The following is a 24229-nucleotide window of genomic DNA, read 5'->3' as shown; positions in this document are numbered from 1 at the left end:
TTATAAAAAGCCCCTCTGGGGCTTTTTTTATTGGAACTACTATGTATAAAAAGCTCTTTTTATCATCACTACTGTGCCTATTTTTAGCTGCATGTTCAAAGCAGCCTCAACCTTATGAGTCGTTTGAGGACGCACAAGTCGCTTTAAAAGCTTTAAACATGGCGCTTGTACAAACAGGTGCTACTAAAGGCAATAACATTGAAAAAGATCAATTGGTTTTCTCTGATGCTTACTTAACAAAACGCCATACTATTTATCAGAGCCTAATGGGTATGGAGCTTAATCTAAATCAAATTGCGCAAGTAAACTATCTGGTAATTGCAGAGCGTTTCCCTGAACGCTACTTTAATTGGCCGGCCCAAGTAAATGTTTTAGAAAACATGCTCGCTTTTGAAGGCTCAAAAAACACACCGGATAATGTTATTACTTGGCTCAAGTTAACCCAAGATACCCTAGACAGTGCTCAACAAAGCAATTTAAAGCTGAACAAGGTTGAACTTACATTGTTACAAAGCTATGTATTAAGTGCGATAGCAAGTAACGATGTTCAACCAGCGCTTAAAAGCCATATAAGAGCTTTTAGCGATTATTTAGCTAGTTATAAGCCAAGAGGAAGTGTGGGTCTAAGAGGTCTGCCAAATGGCACTCAGTGGTATCAGAGCAAACTTAATTACTTTAGTGGCGAAGTACATTCACCGTTAGAATGGGTTACTCTTTTAAACGAAAAAATAAAAGTATTAGATCGTGTTGCATTCGACAGTAAGCTGCCAACTTCTCACCAAAAATCGTTTTTAGTTCAGTATTTATCTGATGAAAAATTAATAGAAGGTTTAGATTGGCAGGCTAACTATCAAGACTTACCTGCAATGGCGAGCGCTATGGATATGTCTAATAAAGATAAAACATTGATGCTTGCGATGATGGAATCAGATATAGGTATTCACTACCATGCGTGGACTTTGCCTCAAGCAAAGGTAAACCTTATAAAGCGCCTACAAATGAGTCCAGAAGAGGCCCAGTACTTGGTTGAAGATATAATTCTCTACCCAGGGCAATCATTTAGCTTTATACAACACATTATATAATGATTTGAAAGTGCGCTTATTGTGCGCACTTTGTACACCGTTGAGTTGCGGGGTCTAGTTCAAGTGACTTAGCTGATATTTTTTCTTCACAATCACAGCAGTAGCCATACTGGCCAATTTCTATTTGACTTAGTGCGGCTTCTAGTTTGGTCATGCGACTGATTAAAAGTGCATACTCAGGGCCTAACTTCTCTGCGGCGCAGTCTAACCATTCATTATTTGCTGTATCAGCTAAAATTTGTATTAAATGGTGATGTGCAGGGTAAGCTGATTTAGAAAGCATGGTTAATATATTTAATTTAACTTGTGCTATTTCATCGTTAAGTCTTTTTTGATGATGCATTATCAGTACAACCTTATTAAATGGGCTTTACGTTATTCTGATATTATCTAGAGTCTTTAAGTTAGTCGTTATGATTTGAATCAAGTTGAGGTGCTTTGGCATATTTATTTAATACGCTCGCCACATCTTCTTTACTTTTTAAACGTCTGATTTCATCAAACAAATCGATAGCTTGCGGGTACTGGCGTTTTAGATAACCAAGCCATTGTTTAGTACGTGAAGCAAAGTATTTTTCATCCTTCGCGGGGTCTTGATGAATAGCTGAGTGAATTAAGTGATAAATAATATGCTCCCACTCAAGGCTATCATATTGCTCATTATTTACATGAGCTTTAATTTTTTTTGCTAAATCAGGGTGCGAAAGGGCGCCACGACCAAGCATTAAATCAGTGCACCCACTTCGTTTTTGACAAAGCATTGCGTCCTCTACTTGCCAAATTTCACCATTGGCAACAACGGCAATATTCTTACCTTTTATTATTGGTGGAATTTTTTCCCAATAAGCTGGCGGGTTATAACCATCTCGTTTGGTTCTGGCGTGAATAGCTACACTATTTGCACCTGCACTTACCACAGCATCAACAATTTCTTGGCTGTTACTGTCATCATCAAAGCCTAAGCGAATTTTTGCACTTACTTCATGTTCATCATCTACAGCATCTCGGACTGCTTTAATAATCGTATACATATGGTCAGGGTCTTTAAGCAGTACAGCCCCCCCTCGGCTACGATTAACTGTTTTTGCTGGGCAACCAAAATTTAGGTCGACCCCATGGGACCCTAATGCGATTGCTCTTATTGCATTTTCGGCTAACGGATTTGCTTCTTGACCGAGTAATTGAACACGCACAGGAGTACCTGCTCGTGTAAATCCATTATTATGTAGTTCAGGGCAAAATCGATGAAAAACTTTGTCAGGTAAGCATGTTTCAACCACTCTTACAAACTCTGTAACGCACAAATCGAACCCACCAATGTCTGTGAGTAATTGGCGCATTTTAAAATCAACGACACCTTCCATAGGTGCTAAAACAAGTTTCATAAAGAGATTAATTTTGATAAAAAACTGGAGGCATAGTTTACCTGTAAATCACACATTGATAAATCTGTAATTACCGCCCATATTTGATGTATAAATTGCAAAAGTAAATATTATGAAAATAAATGAAAGTTTTTATTTTTGTACGGGTCTACTTAAGCATACAAGCAATTTAAAAATACATTTTTATTGCTGAGATTTACAATCCTTGATTAAAGAGAGTCATAAAATGAATACAGTTAAAAAAAATACAATCGCGTTAACTTTAGGTGCAGTAGTAGTTGGCTCTGCAAGTTTTGTATCTGCAGATGTACAAGCTAACCCATTTGAGTTTCAACAACTAGTAACAGGTTACCAATTAGATGCTGCAGAAGGTAAGTGCGGTGAAGGCAAATGTGGCGGTGACGCAAAAGATAAAAAAGAAGGTAAATGCGGCGAAGGCAAATGTGGTGGCGACGCAAAAGATAAAAAAGAAGGCAAATGCGGCGAAGGCAAATGTGGCGGCGATGCAAAAGACGCAAAAGCTAAAACAGAAGGCAAATGTGGTGAAGGTAAATGTGGCGGCGACGCTAAAAAAACTAAAAAAGAAGGTAAGTGCGGCGAAGGTAAATGTGGTGGCCGTTAATATCTTATTCTAAATAAGTTATGCTAAAAGGGCCCTAAGGCCCTTTTTTGTTAAGTTAGAGGTAGTTATGATACAAACTCAAAGTAAAGATTTTGGGATGGTGGGCCTTGGCCTACGACGAGAGATGCTTGATGAGCTGCTTGAGCATGTGCCTAATCAAGTAGACTTTTTAGAAGTTGCGCCAGAGAACTGGTTAAAACTGGGTGGACGCTTTAAAAAGCAATTTAAAACATTAACCGATGCTAATAATTTTGTGTGTCATGGATTATCACTGTCTATCGGTTCTCCCGAACCTCTTGATGTTGAATTTGTTAAGTCTTTAAAAGTGTTTTTTGAAGAGCACAATATAAAAATTTTTAGTGAGCACTTAAGTTACTGCTCCGGTACAGGGCATATGTATGACTTAATGCCCATTCCATTTACACAAGATGCCATAGCACATGTTGTACCTCGCATTAAACAAGTTCAAGACATACTAGAGCAGCAAATTGCGATAGAAAATGTTTCCTATTATGGTGCTCCTGGACAGCAATTATCAGAGCTTGAATTTACGAATATTATTTTAGAGCAAGCTGACTGCAAGCTTTTACTTGATGTGAATAACATTTATGTTAATTCGATAAATCATGGCTACAACGCGCAAGCATTTTTAACTGGGTTACCCTCTAATCGTATAGCCTATGGGCATGTTGCTGGCCATTATAATGAGGCTGATGACTTAATTGTTGATACACATGGCGCTGATGTGATTGATCCTGTTTGGGAGCTACTCGATAAAGCATACGAAGTGCATGGCGTATTTCCAACCTTGCTTGAGCGCGATTTTAATATTCCTACCATGAATGTTTTAACCAAAGAGTTAGATATAATTCATGATCTACAGGCTAAACACTTTGATTCAACTGTTTCAAAACAACGAGCTTAATATAAGCCTTTATCAACATTAAAAGAGTGCCTAGTTATGAGCTTTATTGAAATACAAAACGAATTTATGGCGCATATTCGCGAGCCTCAAAAAAATAAAAAGCCCAGCGGTATCGAAGACAGGCGTATGGCTATTTATCGCGACCTATTTTTTAATAACATTGAAGGTTTTATATCATCAGGTTTTCCGGTATTAAAAACGTTATATACCCAGAAGCAATGGCAAGCCCTCGTACGCCAGTTTTTTAGCGAATATGATTGTCATTCGCCGTACTTTTTAGACATAGCAGGGGAGTTTATTAATTACTTATCAAGTGATTATAAAATGAAAAAATACGATCCCGTGTTTATGCTTGAGCTTGCCCATTATGAATGGGTAGAGCTAGATGTATCCATTGCACACGAAGATGAGCAAGAGAAAAAATTACAAACAACAGCGCTCACTAGTTCAGCTTTATATTTATCGAAAACGGCAAGAAATTTAAGTTATCAATTTCCGGTTCAAAATATTAGCAATCGCTTTAAACCAAAAGAGCCATCACCTCAGCCTAATTATTTTGTTGTATATAGAGACGAAAATGACGACGTTCAATTTCTGGCTACGAATGCGATGACAGCTTTGCTATTGTCAATCATAGAGGCAAGCGAAGGCGCGACATTTGACAACGTCTGCCAACAGGTATTAGCTCATGCACCACAATTTAATGCAGAGCAAATTACTCAAGGTGCACTGGTTACTCTTAATGCTATGGTTGAACGAGGGGTAATTGTGACAAAAAATCAAGACTAAGGTCTTTATTGATGATTTTACATCGTCTATTATGGCAGCCTTATTTGCCGTGCTTAATAAAAGGTTGTACCAATGTCAGATGATAAAGACTTTAAAGATCCGTTCAACGTTACTTACTTTCTTGCTTTTTTAGCTGTATTTGCAGGGATTGGTTGTTTAAATGCAATATTAGGCTGGATCACTAGCTTAACGTAAAATGTATAGCGTTTATTAAGGCTGTTGCTAACTTCAGCCTTGAACCACTTTATTTTAATTACCCCGTCCATATTTAATACTTCTTTTATAATAACGCCAAACTCGCAATTAAAGGTTAGTTAAGGTTATAATCACCTGCTTTGTAATATAAACAATTGAGCAGTTAAAATTATGACTCAAGTAACACCAGCAATTATCAAAAACAGCATAACTACAATTGCTGATTATCCAAAAGCGGGCATTATGTTTCGCGATGTAACCACTTTAATGGCAAATCCAGAAGCCTTTAAAGCAACTATTGACGCGTTTATCGCAGAATATAAAGATCAGGGCTTTACTAAAATCATAGGCACAGAATCACGTGGTTTTATTTTTGGTGCGCCATTGTCTTATGCGTTAGGCATTCCGTTTATTCCAGTACGTAAACCAGGTAAGTTACCACGCGAAGTTATTCGCCAAGATTACTTACTTGAGTACGGTGAAGACACGCTAGAACTGCATGTAGATGCAATTGTACCTGGCGACAAAGTATTACTAGTTGATGACCTATTAGCAACTGGTGGCACCATTGAAGCCACTGCTAAGCTAGTTAATAAACTAGGTGGCGAAGCCACAGATGCAGCATTTGTTGTATCACTACCAGAACTTGGTGGCGAGCAGCGCATCAAAAAAATGGGTATTAAAATCCTAAAATTGGTTGAATTCGAAGGCGAGTAATCGATGAGTTATCAGGTTCTAGCGAGAAAATGGCGTCCTCAAACCTTTCATGAATTGGTTGGGCAGTCTCATGTTAAGCAAGCGCTTGTAAATGCGCTTACGCAAAATAGACTGCATCACGCTTATTTATTCACTGGAACCCGCGGTGTAGGTAAAACCACCATTGCACGTATTTTTGCTAAAAGCTTAAATTGCGATGAAGGTATATCTGCAAATCCGTGTGGACAATGTAGCAGCTGTTTGGATATAGAAGCAGGGCGCTACATTGACCTACTCGAAATAGATGCGGCTTCTCGTACAAAAGTAGAAGACACTCGCGAAATACTTGATAATGTTCAATATGCACCAACGCGTGGACGTTATAAAGTATACCTAATCGATGAAGTTCACATGCTTTCTAAGCACAGCTTTAATGCGCTTTTAAAAACGCTTGAAGAGCCACCAGAGCATGTGAAATTTTTATTGGCGACGACGGATCCTCAAAAACTACCAGTTACTATTTTATCTCGCTGTTTACAATTCAATCTAAATGCCTTGTCGCAAAGTGAGATTAAAACACAGCTTGAACACGTACTTACTCAAGAACAGCTTAGCTTTGATACCGATGCACTTAGCATTATTTCAAAAGCCGCTGATGGCAGTATGCGTGATGCGCTTAGCTTAACCGACCAAGCTATTGCGCAAACAAATGGTGATATTAATAATCAAGCAGTACAAACAATGCTTGGTTTAATGGATACTCATTATAGCCAAAGCTTGCTTGCAGCATTACTTGCACAAGATGGCGCTGCGCTAATGGATGAGATTGCGCAGGTGGCAAGTCGTAATCCTAATTATGTGGCATTGCTTGATGATTTAATTGCACTTACGCATTTGACCCAACTAACCCAGTTAGTGCCAGAAGCGGCAGGGCTAGATGAAAAAAATGTAGATTATATTGCTCATGTTGCACAACATACGAGCCCACAACAAATTCAAATTTATTATCAGTTACTGTTAAATGGTAAAAAAGATTTACAATGGGCACCAGAGCCTCGCTTAGGTTTTGAAATGATTATGCTAAGATTATTAGCATTTAAGCCTACAGACGCACAACAAACTGTACACACAGCAAACGAAGAGCCGGCCCCAAATAAACAAGGCCGTGCAAATGCACTGCGAGATATATTAAATAAAAATAAAACATCGCAAAACACCGTAGCTGGCCAAAGCAGTGCTCCAGTAAATAATATTAAGCCAGTTAGCAATCCAGAGCAGCCTAAAGCCGTTGAGATAGAGCCTTCAGCTAACGCAGCCGCTCAGTCATCAAATAATGAAGTCGTGCAAAGTAATAATGAGCCTGCCCAAGTTGCAGTAGAGCAACCGGTTCAACAAAGTGAAAACGCTTCAAAGCAACAGGCTTTAGCTAAAGAGCAACCACAAACCAATGTTGTTTCAGATGCTCAAGCCCAGCGACAAAGTGAAGATGAAGCTTATATGCTCCATAGTGATGCTGAACAAACGCTGGCCTCGCAATTTGACGATATAATGAGTAGCGCTGTAGATCAGGGTTTTAACCCTGCACCTACTGCAAACTCAGAACCTCATTCAGAGCCCTTAACAAATCACAATGCAAGTACGCCAATAGCTGAACAAGAAGCGCAGGCGCAATCTGCCATTGCTCGTATTTTACGTGATAGAAACATATCCGGTGCGGGTAGGTTATCAAGCAAGAGTACAAGCACCTCTGCAAATAATGTAGCAGCGCAGCCAAACCAAGCACCCGCTAAAAAGCCTGAACACCAGCAAAGAATGCCTAAAGCTCAAAGTGTTCACCAAGATAGTACCGCTGAAAATATAAACGAGCTCAACAGCGTTACAAGCGTAGCACCTAGCGATCCCCCACCTTGGGTAAATGATAGTGCAGGTGCAAGTGAAAAAAAGCATGAGCTCCCACTAACAGGGAGCGAAAGCCAGGCACATGGTCACGCTAATACAAAACCAGCACGAAAAGTTGATTTTAAAGAAAAGCATCAAACAATTACCGAAAATCTAGCGCCAGAGCTACTTGAGCAAATAAATCCTCAAAAAGTACCTGAAGCAGCGCCCGAGGAAATTAGCATTCCCGTGCCTGATGATTTTCAAAGTCCAATTAGTGAAATTAGATTTGCACATCAACAAGATGAATGGGCTTATTTAATTAAACGTATGGGACTGGGGGGTCGTATGCGCCAATTTGCATTGCATTCAATATTTACCAAGCAAGGCAACAGTTTACATATAGACGTTGATGAATCACAAAAGCATTTAGATACACCGATGCTTCGCCAAAGATTAGATGCCGCATTGTCGAGTATTTATGAGCATAACGTGTCGTTAAGTATTAATTTTGCTAAGGGAGTTATTGACTCTCCTTATCTTATTCAGCAAAAAATTGATGCAGGTCGTCATCAACAAGCAATCGATGTGATCACATCTGATGAAAACATAGTACAATTTCAGCAAGTATTTAGCGCCGAAATTGACGAAAACAGTATTCAGGCATTGTAATTACTTACAATCGCCCTTATGTTCATGTTAATTAATGTATTAAAAGAAAGAGAGAAAGTTATGTTTAAAGGTGGAATGGGCAACATGATGAAGCAAGCGCAGCAAATGCAAGATCGCATGCAAAAAGCCCAAGACGAAATCGCAACATTAGAAGTTGTTGGCGAAGCCGGTGCCGGTTTAGTTAAAGTAACCATGCTTGGTAACCACAATGTACGTCGTGTTCAGCTTGATGAAAGCCTTATGGAAGACGACAAAGACATGATTGAAGACTTACTTGCAGCAGCATGTAACGATGCTGTACGCCGTGTTGCTGAAGAAACACAAGAGCGCATGGGTAAAGTAACTGGCGGTATGCAATTACCACCAGGTATGAAAATGCCGTTTTAAGTAAATAATGCAACTTTCAGATAGTTTAAATCAGCTTATAGAAGCACTGCGCTGTCAACCGGGCATTGGTCCAAAGTCAGCGCAACGTATTGCTTTTCACTTGCTTGAGCGCGACCGAAAGGGAGGCACTCAGCTGGGCAATGCATTGACTAAAGCAATGACAGCCATAGGGCATTGTCAGTCTTGTCGTACTTTTTGCGAACAAGCTCAGTGCGATATTTGTTTAAGTACAAAACGCCAAGACAGCGGTATATTATGTGTTGTTGAATCGCCTACTGACGTACTTGCCATCGAGCAAACAGGTCAGTATTTAGGTCTATACTTTGTATTAATGGGTCACTTATCGCCAATAGACGGTATTGGTCCTAAAGAGATTGGCTTAGATGTTTTAGAGCAAAAGCTTGCTCAAGGCGATATTAATGAGGTTATTTTAGCGACTAACCCTACGGTTGAAGGCGATACTACCGCACATTATATTGCTCAGCTTTGTCATAAATACAAAGTAGGCGCTTCACGTATTGCCCATGGTATTCCTGTGGGAGGTGAGCTTGATTTAGTAGATGGTAGAACACTTATGCATGCCTTTAGCGGCAGGCGCCTAGTTACTCAAGACTAGCTCTAAGTCACTATTTGAAAACAAATTACCAAAGCCTACATGATTAAATCATGTAGGCTTTTTCGTTTTTAAGGTAAGCTTAAAAACAATCTAATTTATTTTTGGGCTATGTCTCTAATTAGTAAGGAATACAATGAAAGATAACCAACCCTATCAAGGTGCATTACTCGGTAGTAAGCGTTTTTTACCGCTTTTTATTACGCAGTTTTTCTCAGCGATAAACGATAACGTGTATAAGCAATCAGTGCTTATTCTATTGATATTTCAGGCTGCAACGCTTGCAGATGGCGCACTTTATTCAAATATTGCTGCTGGGTTATTTATTCTTCCGTTCTTTTTATTTTCAGGGATGGCAGGGCAGCTTGCAGAAAAAACAGAAAAATCAAAATTGATTAGAATCGTAAAACTATGTGAAATCCCTATTATGGTTGTAGGGGCAGTTTCTATTTTAACGCAGTATGTGTGGCTAATGTTAGCCACCGTATTTTTAATGGGCGTGCAAAGTACGTTTTTTGGTCCATTAAAATATTCTATTTTACCGCAGCACGTAGCACCTAATGAATTAACAAAAGCAAATGGCTTGGTTGAATCAGGCACGTTTGTGGCGATACTAATGGGTACAATTTTTGGCACTTATTATATTACTCAATCAGTAGGGCCTACGCTTATAAGTATTGCCGTATTAGTCTTGGCCGTGATGGGTTATGTGAGCAGTCGCTTTATACCCACTAGTGAAGCAAACGAGCCTAACTTAAAATTTACCTATAATATATTTTCATCGACAAAAAACGTATTTTCAGCACTTAATTCGCAAACAGAATCGGTTGGTAAATCAGTCCTTGGGATCAGTTGGTTTTGGTTAATTGGCGCCATCGTTTTAACGTCCCTACCAAATTATGTAAAACACACAATGGGCGGCGATGAACTGGTTGTAACTAGCGCACTTGTTGTGTTTTCACTAAGTATTGCTATTGGTTCGTTACTGTGTGAAAAGCTTTCTCGCTCTCGAATAGAATTAGGAATTGTGCCTTTTGGCGCTATCTTAATTACCTTGTTTTTATACTTACTGAGCCAAGAGCCAGCCATTAGCTCTTATTTACCTCAACACCCTGAGTTAATGACGCTTCAGGAGCTATTAAAAACAGGCGATATGGTGTGGCACTTTGTATGGATGGCAGGCATTGGTATTGGCTCTGGTTTTTACACTGTACCGCTGTATGCGCTTATTCAACAGCGTACTGAAGAGTCGAGTCGCTCACGAGTTATAGCGGCTAACAATGTATTAAATGCACTGTTTATGGTGGGCAGTGCTGTTTTAAGTATTGTAACGCTGTCTGTTTTTCAGTGGAGTATTTCAGAGTTGCTACTGTTACTTGCTGGGCTAAACTTGCTTATCTCTGTTTATATTTATACCAAAGTACCAGAGTTCTTTTTACGATTTATTATATATATTTTAGCTATTTGTATGTACAGAGTGCGTACAAAAGGTGAAAGTAATATACCTGATGCAGGCGCTGCGGTTGTCGTGTGTAATCATGTCAGCTTTGTTGATTGGATGTTTATTTTAGCCGCATCACCAAGGCCTATCCGGTTTATGGTATTTGCCCCTATTTATTATTCGCCGGCCCTACATTGGTTATTTAAAATGGCTAAGGCTATTCCCATTAACAGTGAAAAAACCAATCCAGAAGCGTTTAAAAAAGCCTTTGACGAAGTAGCTGCTACGCTTAATAAAGGCGAACTTGTTGGTATTTTCCCTGAAGGAAAACTAACCAGTGACGGCTCAGTGGATATTTTTCGCCGTGGAATCGAGCGCATTATTGAGCGCTCACCTGTGCCCGTTATTCCTGTGCACTTAGGGGGGTTATGGGGCAGCATGTTTAGTCGTAAAGCTAAATGGCAATTGCCTCGATTTAAATGGTCTTTGGTGTCGGTTGCAGTCGGTGCCCCGATTGCTGCTGATAAAGTAGTAGCAGATGATTTACGTGAAAAAGTATTGGCTTTAAAAGCGCTTCATTCAAAAGATAGTGACTAGTTTAATGATTAACTTAATGGCTAACTCAACATCGCAAACACCTTCAGAACAACCCATTATAGTTGATGATTTTGTAGCCCCTAAGTGCGACGGGTTTATTGAAATATTATATCAAGATGACGATATTTTACTGATCAATAAACCCAGTGGGTTATTAAGTTTGTCGGGTAAAAATCCGCTTAATTGGGACTCAGTGCATTACCGCTTAGTAAATGGTCAAAAGGGCTTAACAGCTGCATTTGCAGAGGCTAAGTTACCGCATCGGCTAGATTTGGGCACATCGGGCATTATGATTGTTGGGTTAAACGCGATTGCGTCAAAGCACCTTAATAAGCAATTTCAAGCGCGTACTATTCAAAAGCGTTATGTAGCCATGTTAGAGGGATGCTTGGCTGTTGATGAAGGGCAAATTACTGCGCCAATTGCAAAAGATAAACTGCTTTTTCCGCGTGTTAAAATTTGCCAATCGACAGGTAAAACAGCGCTGAGTGAATATAAAGTACTTGAGCGGCTCAGGCAGCCGTGCAGAACCTTAGTGCAATTTACACCTATTACTGGGCGTACCCATCAATTACGAATACACAGCCAGTTTATAGGGCACCCAATTTTAGGCTGTGATTTATATAAAAGTGCGCAAAGTGAACATATGGCACGGCGGTTACAATTACATGCCAGCGATTTATATTTTGAACATCCAACAACTGGTGAAAAGATTCATATTAATTGTCCGCATTCGTTTTAAACAAATTAATGGTTCTTTGTTTTCGTTTCACCTTTTTTAAATTTTTCCCTTGAAGTTCTAACACCTCACCCCATATTAAGTGCATAACGCAGACACTTTGCAAATTGGAGATATATAAATGACTGCAGCACAAAAAGAAACATTAGGCTTTCAAACAGAAGTAAAACAATTATTAAACTTAATGATTCATTCTCTTTATTCTAATAAAGAAATATTTTTACGTGAGCTTGTGTCAAATGCATCAGACGCAGCAGACAAGTTACGCTTTTTAGCATTATCTCAAGGTGACCTTTATCAAGGTGATGCCGATTTACGTGTTCGTATTAGTGCAGATAAAGAAGCAAATACAATTACCATTTCAGATAATGGTATTGGTATGACGCGCGATGAAATCATTAGCTCATTAGGTACTATTGCAAAGTCGGGTACTGCTGAGTTTTTCAAAAACTTAACGGGTGATCAAAGTAAAGATTCACAGTTAATTGGTCAATTCGGTGTTGGTTTTTACTCAGCATTTATTGTTGCTGATTTAGTCACTGTTCGTACACGCAAAGCCGGTGAAACAACCGCTTATGAGTGGGAATCTCAAGGTGAAGGCGAATACACACTTCAAGAAATTGAAAAAGAAGGCCGTGGTACCGACATTATTTTACATCTTCGCGATGAAGAAAAAGAATTTGCTGATGACTGGCGCCTACGTAGTATCGTTACTAAATACTCTGATCACATCTCAACGCCAGTACAAATGTTTAAAGCAGAAGTGCCTGAATCTGAAGGCGAAGACGGCGAAAAAATTCCAGCAGTACCAGGTGAGTGGGAAAGCATTAACCGCGCGACTGCATTGTGGACACGCGATAAATCAGAGCTTTCTGATGATGAATACAAAGAGTTTTACAAGCATGTTAGCCATGATTGGGAAGAGCCACTTAGCTGGGCACATAATAAGGTTGAAGGTAAAACTGAATACACTAGCCTTTTATATATTCCTAAAAAAGCACCTTTCGACTTATGGAACCGTGAACGTCAAAGTGGTTTAAAACTTTACGTACAACGTGTGTTTGTAATGGATGATGCTGAGCAATTCATGCCAAGCTACCTTCGCTTTGTAAAAGGCTTACTAGATTCAAACGATTTACCACTGAACGTATCTCGTGAAATTCTACAAGACAACAAAGTAACGCAAGCTATTCGTAAAGGGTGTACATCGCGTATTATTAAAATGCTTGAGCGTATGGCTAAAAACAAAGCTGACGATTACCAAGTATTTTGGAATGAGTTTGGTCAAGTAATGAAAGAAGGCCCAGCTGAAGATGCTGCCAATAAAGAAGCTATTTGTAAGCTACTTCGTTTTTCTTCGACACACACTGATTCACAAACACAAGATGTGTCGCTTGAGCAATATGTTGAACGCATGAACGAAGGCCAAGACAAAATTTACTACGTAGTAGCTGATACATTCACCGCTGCGAAAAACTCACCGCATTTAGAGATTTTCCGCAAAAAAGGCATTGAAGTATTACTACTAAGTGACCGTGTTGACGAGTGGATGATGAGTCACCTAACTGAATTTGCTGATAAGCAACTACAGTCGATCACACGTGGTGACTTAGATTTAGGTAAGCTTGACGACGAAGAAACTAAAAAAGCGCAAGAAGAGTCTGAAAAAGAAATGGCTGGGCTTGTTGAACGTATTAAAACAGCACTAGGTGATGACGTTAAAGAAGTGCGCTTTACGCACCGCTTAACAGATTCTCCAGCATGTGTTGTAAGCGACGACAACGACATGAGCTCACAAATGCAAAAGCTAATGGAGTCTGTTGGTCAAGCAGCCCCTGAAGCAAAACCTGTGTTTGAGCTAAACCCAGAGCATCAACTTGTTAAGCACTTAAATGACGAACAAGATGAAGATAAGTTTGCGCAGTGGTCACACGTTTTACTAGATCAAGCGCTACTTGCAGAACGCGGTACACTTAAAGATCCAACAGGATTTGTTACTCGCTTAAATAAATTGATGCTTGAACTAAGTAAATAAGCAAATAGCTATTTACTCAGTTAATAAAGTATAAATTATGTACTTTAAATAAAAGGGAACGTGTGTTCCCTTTTTTAATGCCCTGTAAACACCCCAACGGCTCATCAATTAGTATAAGTTGCTTGAGTATCGGCGGCGCTTGTGGAAGAATTCAGGCTTTAAAATAAATATCCATACTAGGGGACAATAATATGCGCATTATTCTTTTGGGCGCGCCGGGTGCAGGTAAAGGTACTCAAGCTCAGTTTTTAATGGACAAATACGGTATTCCACAAATTTCTACTGGCGATATGTTACGTGCGGCAATTAAAGAAGGCACGCCACTGGGTCTAGAAGCAAAAAAAGTAATGGATGCTGGTCAACTAATTTCTGACGATATTATTATTGGTTTAGTTAAAGAGCGTATTACTAAAGCGGATTGTGAGAAAGGTTTTTTACTTGATGGCTTCCCGCGTACAATCCCGCAAGCGGATGCAATGAAAGAAAATGGCGTAGTGGTTGATCACGTTATTGAATTTGACGTGGCTGATGAAGTCATTGTTGAGCGTATGGGCGGACGTCGCGTTCATCCTGGTTCTGGTCGTGTTTACCACGTTGTTTATAATCCACCAAAAGTGGAAGGTAAAGACAACGAAACTGGCGAAGACTTAATTGTTCGCGCTGATGATACTGAAGAAACAGTACGTAAACGTTTAGGTATTTACCACGAGCAAACTATGCCATTGGTTGATTACTATCAAGCAGAAGCGGCTGCTGGTAATACTCAATACCATAAACTAGATGGTACACAAGCTGTTGAAACTGTTAGCCAACAACTTGGTGAATTTTTAGGTTAATTATAAAAGCACATTAAAAAACCGCCAATTGGCGGTTTTTTGTTTTAAGGGATTTAGCATTGCTTAATTAGTGCTACTTAATGGACTTTACAATGTTTTAAGTTTTTCAATTACGCTGTTGTATTCTGGTTCAGTTGAAAGGCTACTAACTAACTGTTTATAAATGACGTTATGGCTTTCATCTAAAATAAAGACTGTACGCGTTAGTAAGCCCATATCTTTAATAATCAATCCGTATTTCTGACCAAAATCACGCCAAACAGAATCTGATAACGTAGTGATTTTATCGATATTTTCAGCTTTGCAAAAACGCTTTTGAGCAAATGGTAAATCAGCACTAATTGTTAGCATAACTACACTTGGGAATTGTGAGGCTACTTTTTCATTAAAGTGCTTAGTTTGCAGGCTACAAATGCCGGTATCTAGGCTGGGTACTACACTTATTAATACAGCTTGGCCTTTATAATCCTCAAGTGTCACTGGAATAAAGTTGTCATCAACAACTTTAAAGTTTGGCGCACTATCTCCAATTGAGATACCTTGACCTAATAAAGTGACTGGTTTGCCTTGTGCGGATACTTTTCCTGCATCAAGTGTGTTTTCTGGATAGTCGGCTGCAATAGCCACAGAACAAAATGCACTCAAAGCAAAGGCAAGTGAACGTAACATAAGGTATTTCCTTTTAAATTAACGCAATGGGCGTCAGTGTATTATACTGGGCTTTAGTTACCAAGTGATTAAACCTGCTTAATAGAGTGGGTATTAGCTCTGAAATATAAAAATTGTAACTATGCTAAACTTTGATTAACATGAAGTTACAAAAGATATCTTCAATAATAAAAATAAAAACCATCATAAAATGATTTTAATGATCATTACTGGTTTAGAAACAGAGAGATAATATGTCAACATCGGTATTAATATGTGATGACTCGAAATTAGCTAGGCGTCAGCTAGCTCGCTCATTACCTGAAGATTGGGACATTAAAGTTGAATTTGCACTTGACGGCGTTGATTGTATAAAGCAAATAAAGTTAATTGAACCAGAGATACTTTTTCTCGATTTAAACATGCCAGAAATGGACGGTTATGAAGTTTTAATCGCTATGAAAGAACAGGGGCTTAATATTCTCACTGTTGTTGTCTCTGGTGATATACAACCAAGTGCACACCAAAGAGTGCTTGAGCTTGGTGCTATCGATTTTATTCAAAAACCATGTTCTCCCGAAAAACTAGCCAGCATAATTGAACACCATGGGATTAAAGATAAAGCCATGCGTGAGCGTCTCTCTCATTCGCTAGGAGAGCAAGTCGACCCTGATGTTCGGGATATATACCAAGAGCTAACTAACGTTGCTATGGGGCAGGCTGGGGATTTACTTGCACGTCTTCTTAACGTATTTGTAGAGTTACCAATTCCTAATGTGAATATTTTGGAAGTTAATGAACTCGATATGGCGCTGCAGTCTATAGATAATAACGCAGCTACATCGGGTGTGTGCCAGGGCTTTATCGGCGGTGGTATTTCGGGCGAGGCGCTATTACTTTTAAATGATTCAAGCTTTAAAGAAATAGCTTCTTTGATGAACTATGACGGCGAGTTAAACGATAAAGTTGAACTTGAGCTGCTTATGGATATTAGTAATATTTTGATAGGCGCTATTTTAACGGGTCTTTCAAAACAGCTCGATATGTCATTTAGCCAAGGGCACCCGATTGTACTTGGCCAACACAGAGATGTATCTGAGTTGGTTAAATCAAACAAGTCACGTTGGCAACGCACCCTTGCAATAGAGATTAGTTACGGTATTGAAAACCATGATATAAATTGCGACCTCATGCTGTTATTTACTGAAGATTCACTTAAAACTTTGAAATACAAAGTTGCTTACCTATTAGAAGATTAAGTTATGGCCGCTGATTTAGAAATGAATGAGATCCATTGGTTAATGGATATGTTTAATACCGTTGATGTAGGCCTTGTGGTACTCGATAGGGATTATAAGGTGTGTGTATGGAATGGTTTTATGGAAAACCATTCAGGGCTTCTACCAAGCGTAGTAAAAGATAAAGATCTATTTGATTTATTTCCTGCAATAGACGAAAAATGGTTTAGAAGTAAATCTGAGTCGGTTTTTGTTTTAAAAAACCGCTCTTTTACGATTTGGGAGCAGCAGCCATACATTTTTAGGTTTAAAAATTATCGACCTATTACTGGTAAAGCTGATTACATGTATCAAAATGCGACATTCATCCCTCTTACCAATACGATGGGCGAAGTTAGCCACATTTGTATTATTTTGTATGATGTAACAGATGTCGCGGTAAATAAAAAAGAGCTTGAAGAGTTAAATAAAAAATTAGAACAAGTAAGTCAAACAGATAGCTTAACGCAGCTTGCAAACCGTGGACACTGGGAAGGTACGCTACGCCAAGAGTTTTTAAGAGTTAAGCGAAGTGGTGGCTGTAGTACATTATTAATGTTTGATATTGATCACTTTAAAAAAATAAATGATGAATATGGTCATAGCTGTGGTGATGAATCGCTTCGTCACTTATCTAACTTACTACGTACGACGCTGCGCGAGACTGATGTTGCAGGGCGCTATGGCGGTGAAGAGTTTGCAGTGACATTGCTTGATACAGATAAAGAAGGCGCTTTTGTATTTGCTGAGCGTTTAAGGGTATTGATTGAAAGTAACCCTGTTAAGTATAAACACTTTGAAATAACAATGACGGTAAGTATAGGGCTGGCTGGTAGCAGTAATGATTTTAAAAATCATGAGCGCTGGATAGAGGCTGCAGATAAAGCACTGTACCAGTCTAAAAATACAGGGCGAAATAAAGTAATAGCCTACGAAGATATAAAAAATGACGCTTAAGCGTCATTTTTTATATCCAGAATTTAGGGTTAAATAATACCGTGTTTTTTTACAATCTGCTGAGCAAATCCAATCAGTATGGAAATTGTATTGCCCTTCATTATTGTGTTGTGTGTCGAGAGTCATCTATTGGGCATTGACCAATCATTGAAACCTCACCAGAATTTGACTCTTGCTCTAGTTTTACTTTAAAGCCCCATAATCTGTAAAGATGCTTAAGCACTTCCTCGTGCGAGTTTGCTAAAGGAATATTGTTATGAGGTACATAGCGTAGGGTTAATGAACGGTCACCTCTAATATCAACATCATACACTTGAATGTTAGGCTCATGATTACTTAAATTGTACTGCGCTGAGAGTGCTTCTCTCACTGCCTTATAGCCGTTGTCGTTATGTATTGCGCCAATTTCTAGATGGGGATTATTAGTATGGTCAATAATAGTAAATAATTTAAAATCACGAATTAACTTAGGCGATAAAAACTGGCTAATAAAACTTTCATCTTTAAAGTTTTCCATTGCAAAATACAGTGTATCTAGCCAGTTACTACCTGCATATTCAGGAAACCAGCGTTTATCTTCTTCAGTTGGGTGCTCACATATTCTGCGAATATCAACCATCATATTAAAGCCTAAAGCATATGGGTTAATGCCTGAATAATACTTACTGTTATAAGGTGGCTGATAAACTACGTTGGTGTGGCTTTGTAAAAACTCTAACATGAAAGAGTCGGTGAGCTTTCCCTCATCATATAAGTGATTAAGGATGGTGTAATGCCAAAAAGTTGCCCAGCCTTCGTTCATTACTTGAGTTTGCTTTTGTGGGTAAAAGTATTGCGAAATTTTACGAACAATACGTATCACTTCACGTTGCCAAGAATCGAGTAATGGGGCATTTTTTTCAATAAAATACAAAATATTTTCTTGAGGTTCAGAAGGGAAATGGCGAACTTTCTTTTTGGTTTCTTGCTGTTGCTCAGGAATAGTTCGCCATAATTCATTTACTTGCGATTGAAGGTAGTCTTCGCGCTCTTGTTGGCGTTTTTGCTCTTCAAATAGCGATATTTGTTGTGGACGTTTGTAGCGATCGACCCCGTAATTCATTAATGCATGACATGAGTCGAGTAGGGCTTCTACTTGTGTAATACCATGCTTTTCTTCACAGCGGCTTATGTAGTTTTTAGCAAATACCAAGTAATCAATAATTGAACCTGCATCGGTCCAGGTTTTAAATAAGTAATTACCTTTAAAAAATGAGTTATGTCCGTAACACGCATGTGCCATTACAAGCGCTTGCATAGGTAGGGTGTTTTCTTCCATTAAGTACGCAATACAAGGGTCTGAATTTATCACTATTTCGTAAGCGAGACCCATTTGTCCGCGCTTATAATTTTGCTCTGTTTGAATGAACTTTTTACCGTACGACCAATGACTGTAGCCAATAGGCATACCAACGCTTGAATAAGCATCCATCATTTGCTCTGCGGTTATCACTTCAATTTGATTAGGGTAGGTGTCTAACCTGTAGTGAGCTGCAACACGGGCAATTTCACCTTGGTACTCATCTAATAAATCAAAGGTCCAATCTGGGCCATCACTCAATCGTTTATCATTCATAATGTTACCTCGCTTTAGGCTATGCAGAGTTTTGCTGTTGACGACCTTTTTTAAATAGCTCCCTAAAAATTGGGTAAATATCTTCAACGCTTTGGATATGCTGTATAGCGAAATTATTATGGCTGTGTGTTATTGATTCATATTCGCGCCATAGGCTTTGATGAGCACGAGTGGTTATTTCAATATAAGCAAAATAGCGTACTGCGCTTAAGAGCTTATTACGTAATATTTCACCACACTGCGGGGTGTCGTCCGCCCAGTTATCGCCATCAGAGGCTTGTGCGGCGTATACATTCCACTCGTTTGCGTGATAACGCTCTTTTATTATTTCGTTCATTAATTTAAGTGCGCTCGAAACAATAGTGCCACCAGTTTCTTGAGAGTAAAAAAACTCTTGTTCGTCTACTTCTTTAGCTTGTGTGTGGTGGCGAATATAAACAACTTCTATGTCTTTATAACTGCGCGTTAAAAATTGATAGAGCAAAATATAAAAACGCTTTGCTATGTCTTTTGTTGGCTGATCCATTGAGCCTGACACATCCATAATACAAAACATCACGGCTTTGCTGGTGGGGTGAGGACGCTTTTCGTAATTACGAAAACGTAAATCGTAGTTATCAATAAACGGAACCGACTTAATTTGCACTTTTAATGCTGCAATTTCTTTTTGTAATAAAGCAATTGCCGCTTTATCGTTATGTGGACCAGCAAGCAGCAGAGCAAGTTGTTCTTCGAGCTCTTTTAAACGGCGTTTTTTACCTGCACTCATGGCAACACGCCGTGCAAGCGAGCCTTGAAGAGAGCGTACAATGTCAATATTACTTGGCATGCCGTCGCTACAAAATCCTGCGCGATGGGTTTTCATTTGCACTAACTTATCAAGCTGGTTCTCTTGTAAGTTAGGAAGTTCTAGATCTTCAAATAGTAAATCAAGGTATTCATCTTTTGATATTGAAAATACAAAATCATCTTGTCCCTCGCCCGAATCGCTGGCGTCACCTTCACCGGCACCACCGCCTTGTCCGCCTTTAGGGCGCTCAATTTTATCACCTGTAGAAAACTGATCGTTACCAGGGTGAATTTGTTCTCTATTCCCGCCTTGCCCTTGATGAAATGTAGGTTCGCTGATATCGCGTTGTGGAATAGAAATACTCTCACCAGAGCTTGAATCGGTAACGCTGCGTTTGTTAATCGCATCTGAAACCGCTTCTTTAATTTGTTTTTTATAGCGCCTAATAAAGCGCTGGCGATTAAGCGTACTTTTATTTTTTCCGTTTAAACGCCTATCTATAAAATGCGCCATATTGACCTCCTATATACTACGACTATGAAGGTTATTGCGATTTTCTAACCCGTAAATACCACTCAGAAAGCAAGCGAACTTGTTTTTGTGTATAGCCTTTTTCGACCATACGGTTCACAAAGTCTTCGTGCTTTTGCTGATCCTCTGCAGACGTTTTAGTATTAAACGAAATAACAGGGAGTAAATCTTCGGTATTAGAGAACATTTTTTTCTCAATCACCGTGCGTAGTTTTTCGTAGCTTGTCCATAGTGGGTTTTTACCGTTGTTGTGTGCACGGGCACGCAGTACAAAGTTCACTATTTCATTACGAAAATCTTTAGGATTAGAAATACCCGCTGGCTTTTCTATTTTTTCAAGTTCAGCATTTAGCGATGCGCGGTCAAATAGTTGCCCTGTATCGGGGTCGCGATATTCTTGGTCTTGTATCCAAAAATCTGCATAAATAACATAACGGTCAAAAATATTTTGTCCGTATTCTGAGTACGATTCTAGATAAGCGGTTTGCAGTTCTTTACCTATAAACTCGACATATTGTGGAATTAAATAGCCTTTTAAAAAGCTTAAATAACGCTCTTCTATTTCACTTGAAAATTGCTCGCGCTCTATCTGTTGCTCAAGCACATAGAACAAATGCACCGGATTTGCAGCAACCTCAGTGGTATCAAAGTTAAACACACGGGACAAAATTTTAAACGCAAAGCGGGTAGAGAGCCCCGTCATACCTTCATCAACCCCTGCGTAATCACGATACTCTTGATACGATTTTGCTTTAGGGTCGGTGTCTTTTAGGGTCTCGCCATCGTATACCCGCATTTTAGAATAGATACTTGAATTTTCTGGCTCTTTTAAACGTGATAGCGTCGTAAATTGCGCCAATGTTTTGAGTGTACCCGGTGCACATGGCGCGTTGTATAGCTCGCTGTGCTCAAGTAATTTGTCGTAAATTTTAATTTCTTCAGTCACACGTAAGCAATAAGGGACTTTTACAATATAAACACGGTCTAAAAATGCTTCGTTGTTTTTATTGTTTTTAAAGGTTTGCCACTCAGACTCATTAGAGTGAGCGAGGATCATGCCATTAAAGGGCAGGGCGCTAATACCTTCTGTGCCGTTATAGTTACCTTCTTGGGTGGCGGTAAGTAAAGGATGCAGCACTTTAATAGGCGCTTTAAACATTTCTACAAATTCCATCAGCCCTTGGTTAGCTAAACATAAAGAGCCAGAGTAGGCGTATGCATCAGGATCGTTTTGGGCAAAGTGCTCAAGCTGGCGAATATCGACCTTACCAACCAGTGCTGAAATATCTTGGTTGTTTTCATCTCCTGGTTCGGTTTTGGCAATGCCTATTTGGTTTAAAATAGAAGGGTAGCGTTTAACCACTCTAAACTGGCTAATATCACCATTGAACTCTTTTAAGCGTTTGCCAGCCCAAGGCGACATAATGGTTTTTAAGTAGCGCGGTTTAATACCGTATTCTTTGCTGAGTACGTCTGCATCTTCGATAGGATCAAACAAGGAGAGGGGGTGGTCGTTTACAGGAGACCCTTTAATTGAATAAATAGGCACTTGTTGCATTAAATACTTTAGTTTTTCAGCAATGGATGATTTACCCCCACCAACAGGTCCAAGTAAATAAAGCACTTGTTTGCATTCTTCTAGCCCCTGAGCCGCATGTTTTAAATAAGAGACTATTTGCTCAATGGCGTCTTCCATACCATAAAAATCAGCAAAGGCAGGGTAGCGCGCAACTACTCTATTTGAAAATAATCGACTTAGTCGTGCATCCGTTGCGGTATCTACCATGTGTGGTTCGCCAATTGCCATGAGTAGGCGTTCTGGTGCGCTGGCGTAGGCAGACTTATCGGTTTTACAAATCTCAAGAAATTCAGCGATACTGTATTCTTCTTCCTGTGCCGCTTCGTATCGTGCTTGGTAATGCTCAAAAATCGTCATAATAACCTCCGAAACCCGCTGTAAAAAGGTGCTTACCTTTTAAAGTCTAGTCACGAATGTGTATTTTTGTGCAATAAAATTAAAAATTTAAGTGAAAAAAGATCATGTTACTAAAAGTGTTTTATTAGATGATGAGGCGCTTAGGTGTGATAAACAACAAACAAAAAAAGACGCCTAAGCGTCTTTTTTACATTAGCGTTTAAAGGTTAATTAAGCGAAGTTAGCGTTCGCGAATTCCCAGTTAACAAGCGACCAAAAACCTTTAAGGTAATCTGGACGAACGTTACGGTAATCGATGTAGTAAGCGTGTTCCCATAAATCCACTGTAAGGATTGGAGTAACGCCATCATCAGTTAATGGTGTAGCAGCGTTAGATGTATTAACGATGTCTAGTGAACCATCAGCAAGCTTAACTAACCACGTCCAGCTTGAACCAAAGTTATTTACTGCTTTGTCATTTAATGCATCTTTAAACGCATCAAAAGAACCCCATTTAGCGTTGATTGCATCAGCAACTGCGCCAGTAGGCTCGCCTCCGCCGTTTGGAGATAAGCTGTTCCAGTAAAAAGTATGGTTCCAGATTTGTGCTGCGTTGTTAAATACGCCGCCTTCTGATGAACATACGATCTCTTCTAGAGATTTGTTTTCAAACTCAGTACCAGGGATTAAACCATTAAGCTTAACCACGTATGTGTTGTGGTGTTTGCCATGGTGAAACTCTAGCGTTTCTTTTGAAATATGTGGCTCAAGTGCGTCGATTGCATATGGTAGTGACGGTAGTTCAAATGCCATTTTTTTATCTCCATCTTCTTTGGTTGATAGTCCATTTGGTAATACGTAATGCCTGTTGAAACAGAGCAGTTACCTATACCAAGCGGTAATATAGTGTTACTATAATTGTTGAGTATTTTACTCAAGTTTAAGCAAACAGCAATGCTATTGCGAAAGACTATTTCAATTGCGGCTTTATTTGCCCATTTTAAGTTATATATTTGTGGTCACGATGAGTTATTTTCAAGACCTAAATATATTTAGCTATCGTTACTTTGAGGTTGTAGATGGAAACCATTGATAAAATTAAACAGCAAATTTCAGAAAATCCAATAATCCTTTTCATGAAAGGGTCACCAAAATTACCAAATTGTGGTTTTTCTTCACAAGCATCGCAAGCGTTAATGTCATGTGGTGAACCATTTGCATACGTTGATATTTTACTTAATCCAGACATTCGTGCTGAGCTTCCAGCATACGCAAATTGGCCAACATTCCCACAACTTTGGGTAGATGGCGAATTAGTTGGTGGTTGTGACATTATTATCGAAATGTTTCAACGCGGTGAATTACAGCCGTTAATTACAGAAACTGCTGCTAAATATAAAGAAGCTGACGCAGAGTAATTTATTACTCAACCTGAACTCAGGTTATTAAGCTCTTTAAACACAAAGCCACTTTTTAAGCTGTCTCTTATACACAAATCCCTGCTAAGAAATTAGCGGGGATTTTTTTGAACTAAATCTCAATGTCATGATCAGATCTTCAAATCTTGTTTGAGGGCACATTATGATTAACGAACATACTCA

General features: G+C 39.2%; 23 protein-coding genes. 16 read left to right on the top strand and 7 right to left on the bottom strand.

Annotation, left to right across the window (positions count from 1 at the left end; translation table 11 throughout):
- The first annotated feature begins 41 nt into the window (after positions 1–41).
- A complete protein-coding gene (locus H5160_RS17725) occupies positions 42–1085 on the top strand; it encodes a hypothetical protein (RefSeq protein ID WP_182738202.1) in 1044 nt (347 codons plus the stop codon).
- Positions 1086–1101: 16 nt separating this feature from the next.
- On the opposite strand, the gene H5160_RS17720 is transcribed toward H5160_RS17725, so the two are convergent.
- Both H5160_RS17720 and H5160_RS17715 read right to left on the bottom strand, forming a co-directional pair.
- The gene (locus tag H5160_RS17720) at positions 1102–1428 is read right to left on the bottom strand and encodes a hypothetical protein (protein WP_024603666.1); all 327 of its coding nucleotides are present in this window, start codon (positions 1426–1428) and stop codon (positions 1102–1104) included.
- Positions 1429–1489: 61 nt separating this feature from the next.
- Positions 1490–2470 carry a tRNA-dihydrouridine synthase gene (locus H5160_RS17715; RefSeq protein ID WP_165742767.1) on the bottom strand — a complete coding sequence of 327 codons (981 nt, stop codon included), beginning with the start codon at positions 2468–2470 and terminating at the stop codon, positions 1490–1492.
- A gap of 226 nt (positions 2471–2696) precedes the next feature.
- On the opposite strand from H5160_RS17715, the gene H5160_RS17710 reads away from it, so the two are divergent.
- The 12 genes from H5160_RS17710 to adk all read left to right on the top strand — a co-directional run bounded on the left by H5160_RS17710 (position 2697) and on the right by adk (position 14895).
- Complete coding sequence (locus tag H5160_RS17710; protein ID WP_182715259.1) at positions 2697–3092, top strand: hypothetical protein; 396 nt, start codon at positions 2697–2699, stop codon at positions 3090–3092.
- Between the two features lie 67 nt (positions 3093–3159).
- Positions 3160–4017: a DUF692 domain-containing protein gene (locus H5160_RS17705; protein ID WP_024596352.1), complete on the top strand. Its 858-nt coding sequence runs from the start codon at positions 3160–3162 to the stop codon at positions 4015–4017.
- Between the two features lie 36 nt (positions 4018–4053).
- Complete coding sequence (locus H5160_RS17700; protein WP_182711557.1) at positions 4054–4806, top strand: DUF2063 domain-containing protein; 753 nt, start codon at positions 4054–4056, stop codon at positions 4804–4806.
- A 72-nt stretch (positions 4807–4878) separates the two neighbouring features.
- Positions 4879–5001: a hypothetical protein gene (locus H5160_RS20520; RefSeq protein WP_259398718.1), complete on the top strand. Its 123-nt coding sequence runs from the start codon at positions 4879–4881 to the stop codon at positions 4999–5001.
- A gap of 171 nt (positions 5002–5172) precedes the next feature.
- Positions 5173–5718: an adenine phosphoribosyltransferase gene (apt, locus tag H5160_RS17695; protein WP_002962303.1), complete on the top strand. Its 546-nt coding sequence runs from the start codon at positions 5173–5175 to the stop codon at positions 5716–5718.
- A 3-nt stretch (positions 5719–5721) separates the two neighbouring features.
- Positions 5722–8247 carry a DNA polymerase III subunit gamma/tau gene (dnaX, locus tag H5160_RS17690; protein WP_182738200.1) on the top strand — a complete coding sequence of 842 codons (2526 nt, stop codon included), beginning with the start codon at positions 5722–5724 and terminating at the stop codon, positions 8245–8247.
- 60 nt (positions 8248–8307) lie between these two features.
- Entirely contained in the window at positions 8308–8634 is a 327-nt protein-coding gene (locus tag H5160_RS17685) for a YbaB/EbfC family nucleoid-associated protein (RefSeq protein ID WP_002962306.1), read from the top strand.
- A 7-nt stretch (positions 8635–8641) separates the two neighbouring features.
- A complete protein-coding gene (gene recR, locus H5160_RS17680) occupies positions 8642–9250 on the top strand; it encodes a recombination mediator RecR (protein ID WP_002962308.1) in 609 nt (202 codons plus the stop codon).
- 133 nt (positions 9251–9383) lie between these two features.
- A complete protein-coding gene (locus H5160_RS17675; RefSeq protein ID WP_182738199.1) occupies positions 9384–11285 on the top strand; it encodes an MFS transporter in 1902 nt (633 codons plus the stop codon).
- Between the two features lie 4 nt (positions 11286–11289).
- A complete protein-coding gene (locus tag H5160_RS17670; protein WP_182720080.1) occupies positions 11290–12027 on the top strand; it encodes an RluA family pseudouridine synthase in 738 nt (245 codons plus the stop codon).
- Between the two features lie 118 nt (positions 12028–12145).
- Entirely contained in the window at positions 12146–14059 is a 1914-nt protein-coding gene (htpG, locus tag H5160_RS17665; RefSeq protein ID WP_024596357.1) for a molecular chaperone HtpG, read from the top strand.
- 191 nt (positions 14060–14250) lie between these two features.
- The gene (gene adk / locus H5160_RS17660) at positions 14251–14895 is read left to right on the top strand and encodes an adenylate kinase (RefSeq protein ID WP_182738197.1); all 645 of its coding nucleotides are present in this window, start codon (positions 14251–14253) and stop codon (positions 14893–14895) included.
- Between the two features lie 87 nt (positions 14896–14982).
- Here adk and tpx read toward each other — a convergent pair whose 3' ends face one another.
- Positions 14983–15564 (bottom strand): thiol peroxidase, encoded by a 582-nt coding sequence (gene tpx / locus H5160_RS17655; RefSeq protein WP_002962322.1) that lies wholly within the window; start codon positions 15562–15564, stop codon positions 14983–14985.
- Positions 15565–15797: 233 nt separating this feature from the next.
- Here tpx and H5160_RS17650 point away from each other — a divergent pair, with 233 nt between their 5' ends.
- On the top strand, positions 15798–16802 hold the full coding sequence (locus H5160_RS17650) for a response regulator (protein WP_024590825.1): 1005 nt from the start codon (positions 15798–15800) through the stop codon (positions 16800–16802).
- A gap of 3 nt (positions 16803–16805) precedes the next feature.
- Positions 16806–17777, top strand: coding sequence for a diguanylate cyclase (locus H5160_RS17645; RefSeq protein WP_182738195.1), 972 nt, complete (start codon positions 16806–16808; stop codon positions 17775–17777).
- 100 nt (positions 17778–17877) lie between these two features.
- Here H5160_RS17645 and H5160_RS17640 read toward each other — a convergent pair whose 3' ends face one another.
- The 4 genes from H5160_RS17640 to H5160_RS17625 all read right to left on the bottom strand — a co-directional run bounded on the left by H5160_RS17640 (position 17878) and on the right by H5160_RS17625 (position 23441).
- Positions 17878–19392, bottom strand: a complete 1515-nt coding sequence (locus tag H5160_RS17640; RefSeq protein WP_182720079.1) for a SpoVR family protein — start codon at positions 19390–19392, stop codon at positions 17878–17880.
- Between the two features lie 19 nt (positions 19393–19411).
- Positions 19412–20695, bottom strand: a complete 1284-nt coding sequence (locus H5160_RS17635; RefSeq protein WP_182738193.1) for a YeaH/YhbH family protein — start codon at positions 20693–20695, stop codon at positions 19412–19414.
- Positions 20696–20726: 31 nt separating this feature from the next.
- A complete protein-coding gene (locus tag H5160_RS17630; protein ID WP_182738192.1) occupies positions 20727–22649 on the bottom strand; it encodes a PrkA family serine protein kinase in 1923 nt (640 codons plus the stop codon).
- A gap of 210 nt (positions 22650–22859) precedes the next feature.
- Positions 22860–23441 carry a superoxide dismutase gene (locus H5160_RS17625; RefSeq protein ID WP_002960323.1) on the bottom strand — a complete coding sequence of 194 codons (582 nt, stop codon included), beginning with the start codon at positions 23439–23441 and terminating at the stop codon, positions 22860–22862.
- Positions 23442–23707: 266 nt separating this feature from the next.
- Here H5160_RS17625 and H5160_RS17620 point away from each other — a divergent pair, with 266 nt between their 5' ends.
- Positions 23708–24046: a Grx4 family monothiol glutaredoxin gene (locus tag H5160_RS17620; protein WP_004335359.1), complete on the top strand. Its 339-nt coding sequence runs from the start codon at positions 23708–23710 to the stop codon at positions 24044–24046.
- Positions 24047–24229 lie beyond the last annotated feature (183 nt).

Origin of the sequence: Pseudoalteromonas sp. SG43-4, from assembly GCF_014164325.1 — a bacterium.
Lineage (GTDB): Bacteria > Pseudomonadota > Gammaproteobacteria > Enterobacterales > Alteromonadaceae > Pseudoalteromonas > Pseudoalteromonas distincta.
Note: the sequence above shows the minus strand (reverse complement) of the source record. Positions and strands in the feature narration are given on the sequence as shown.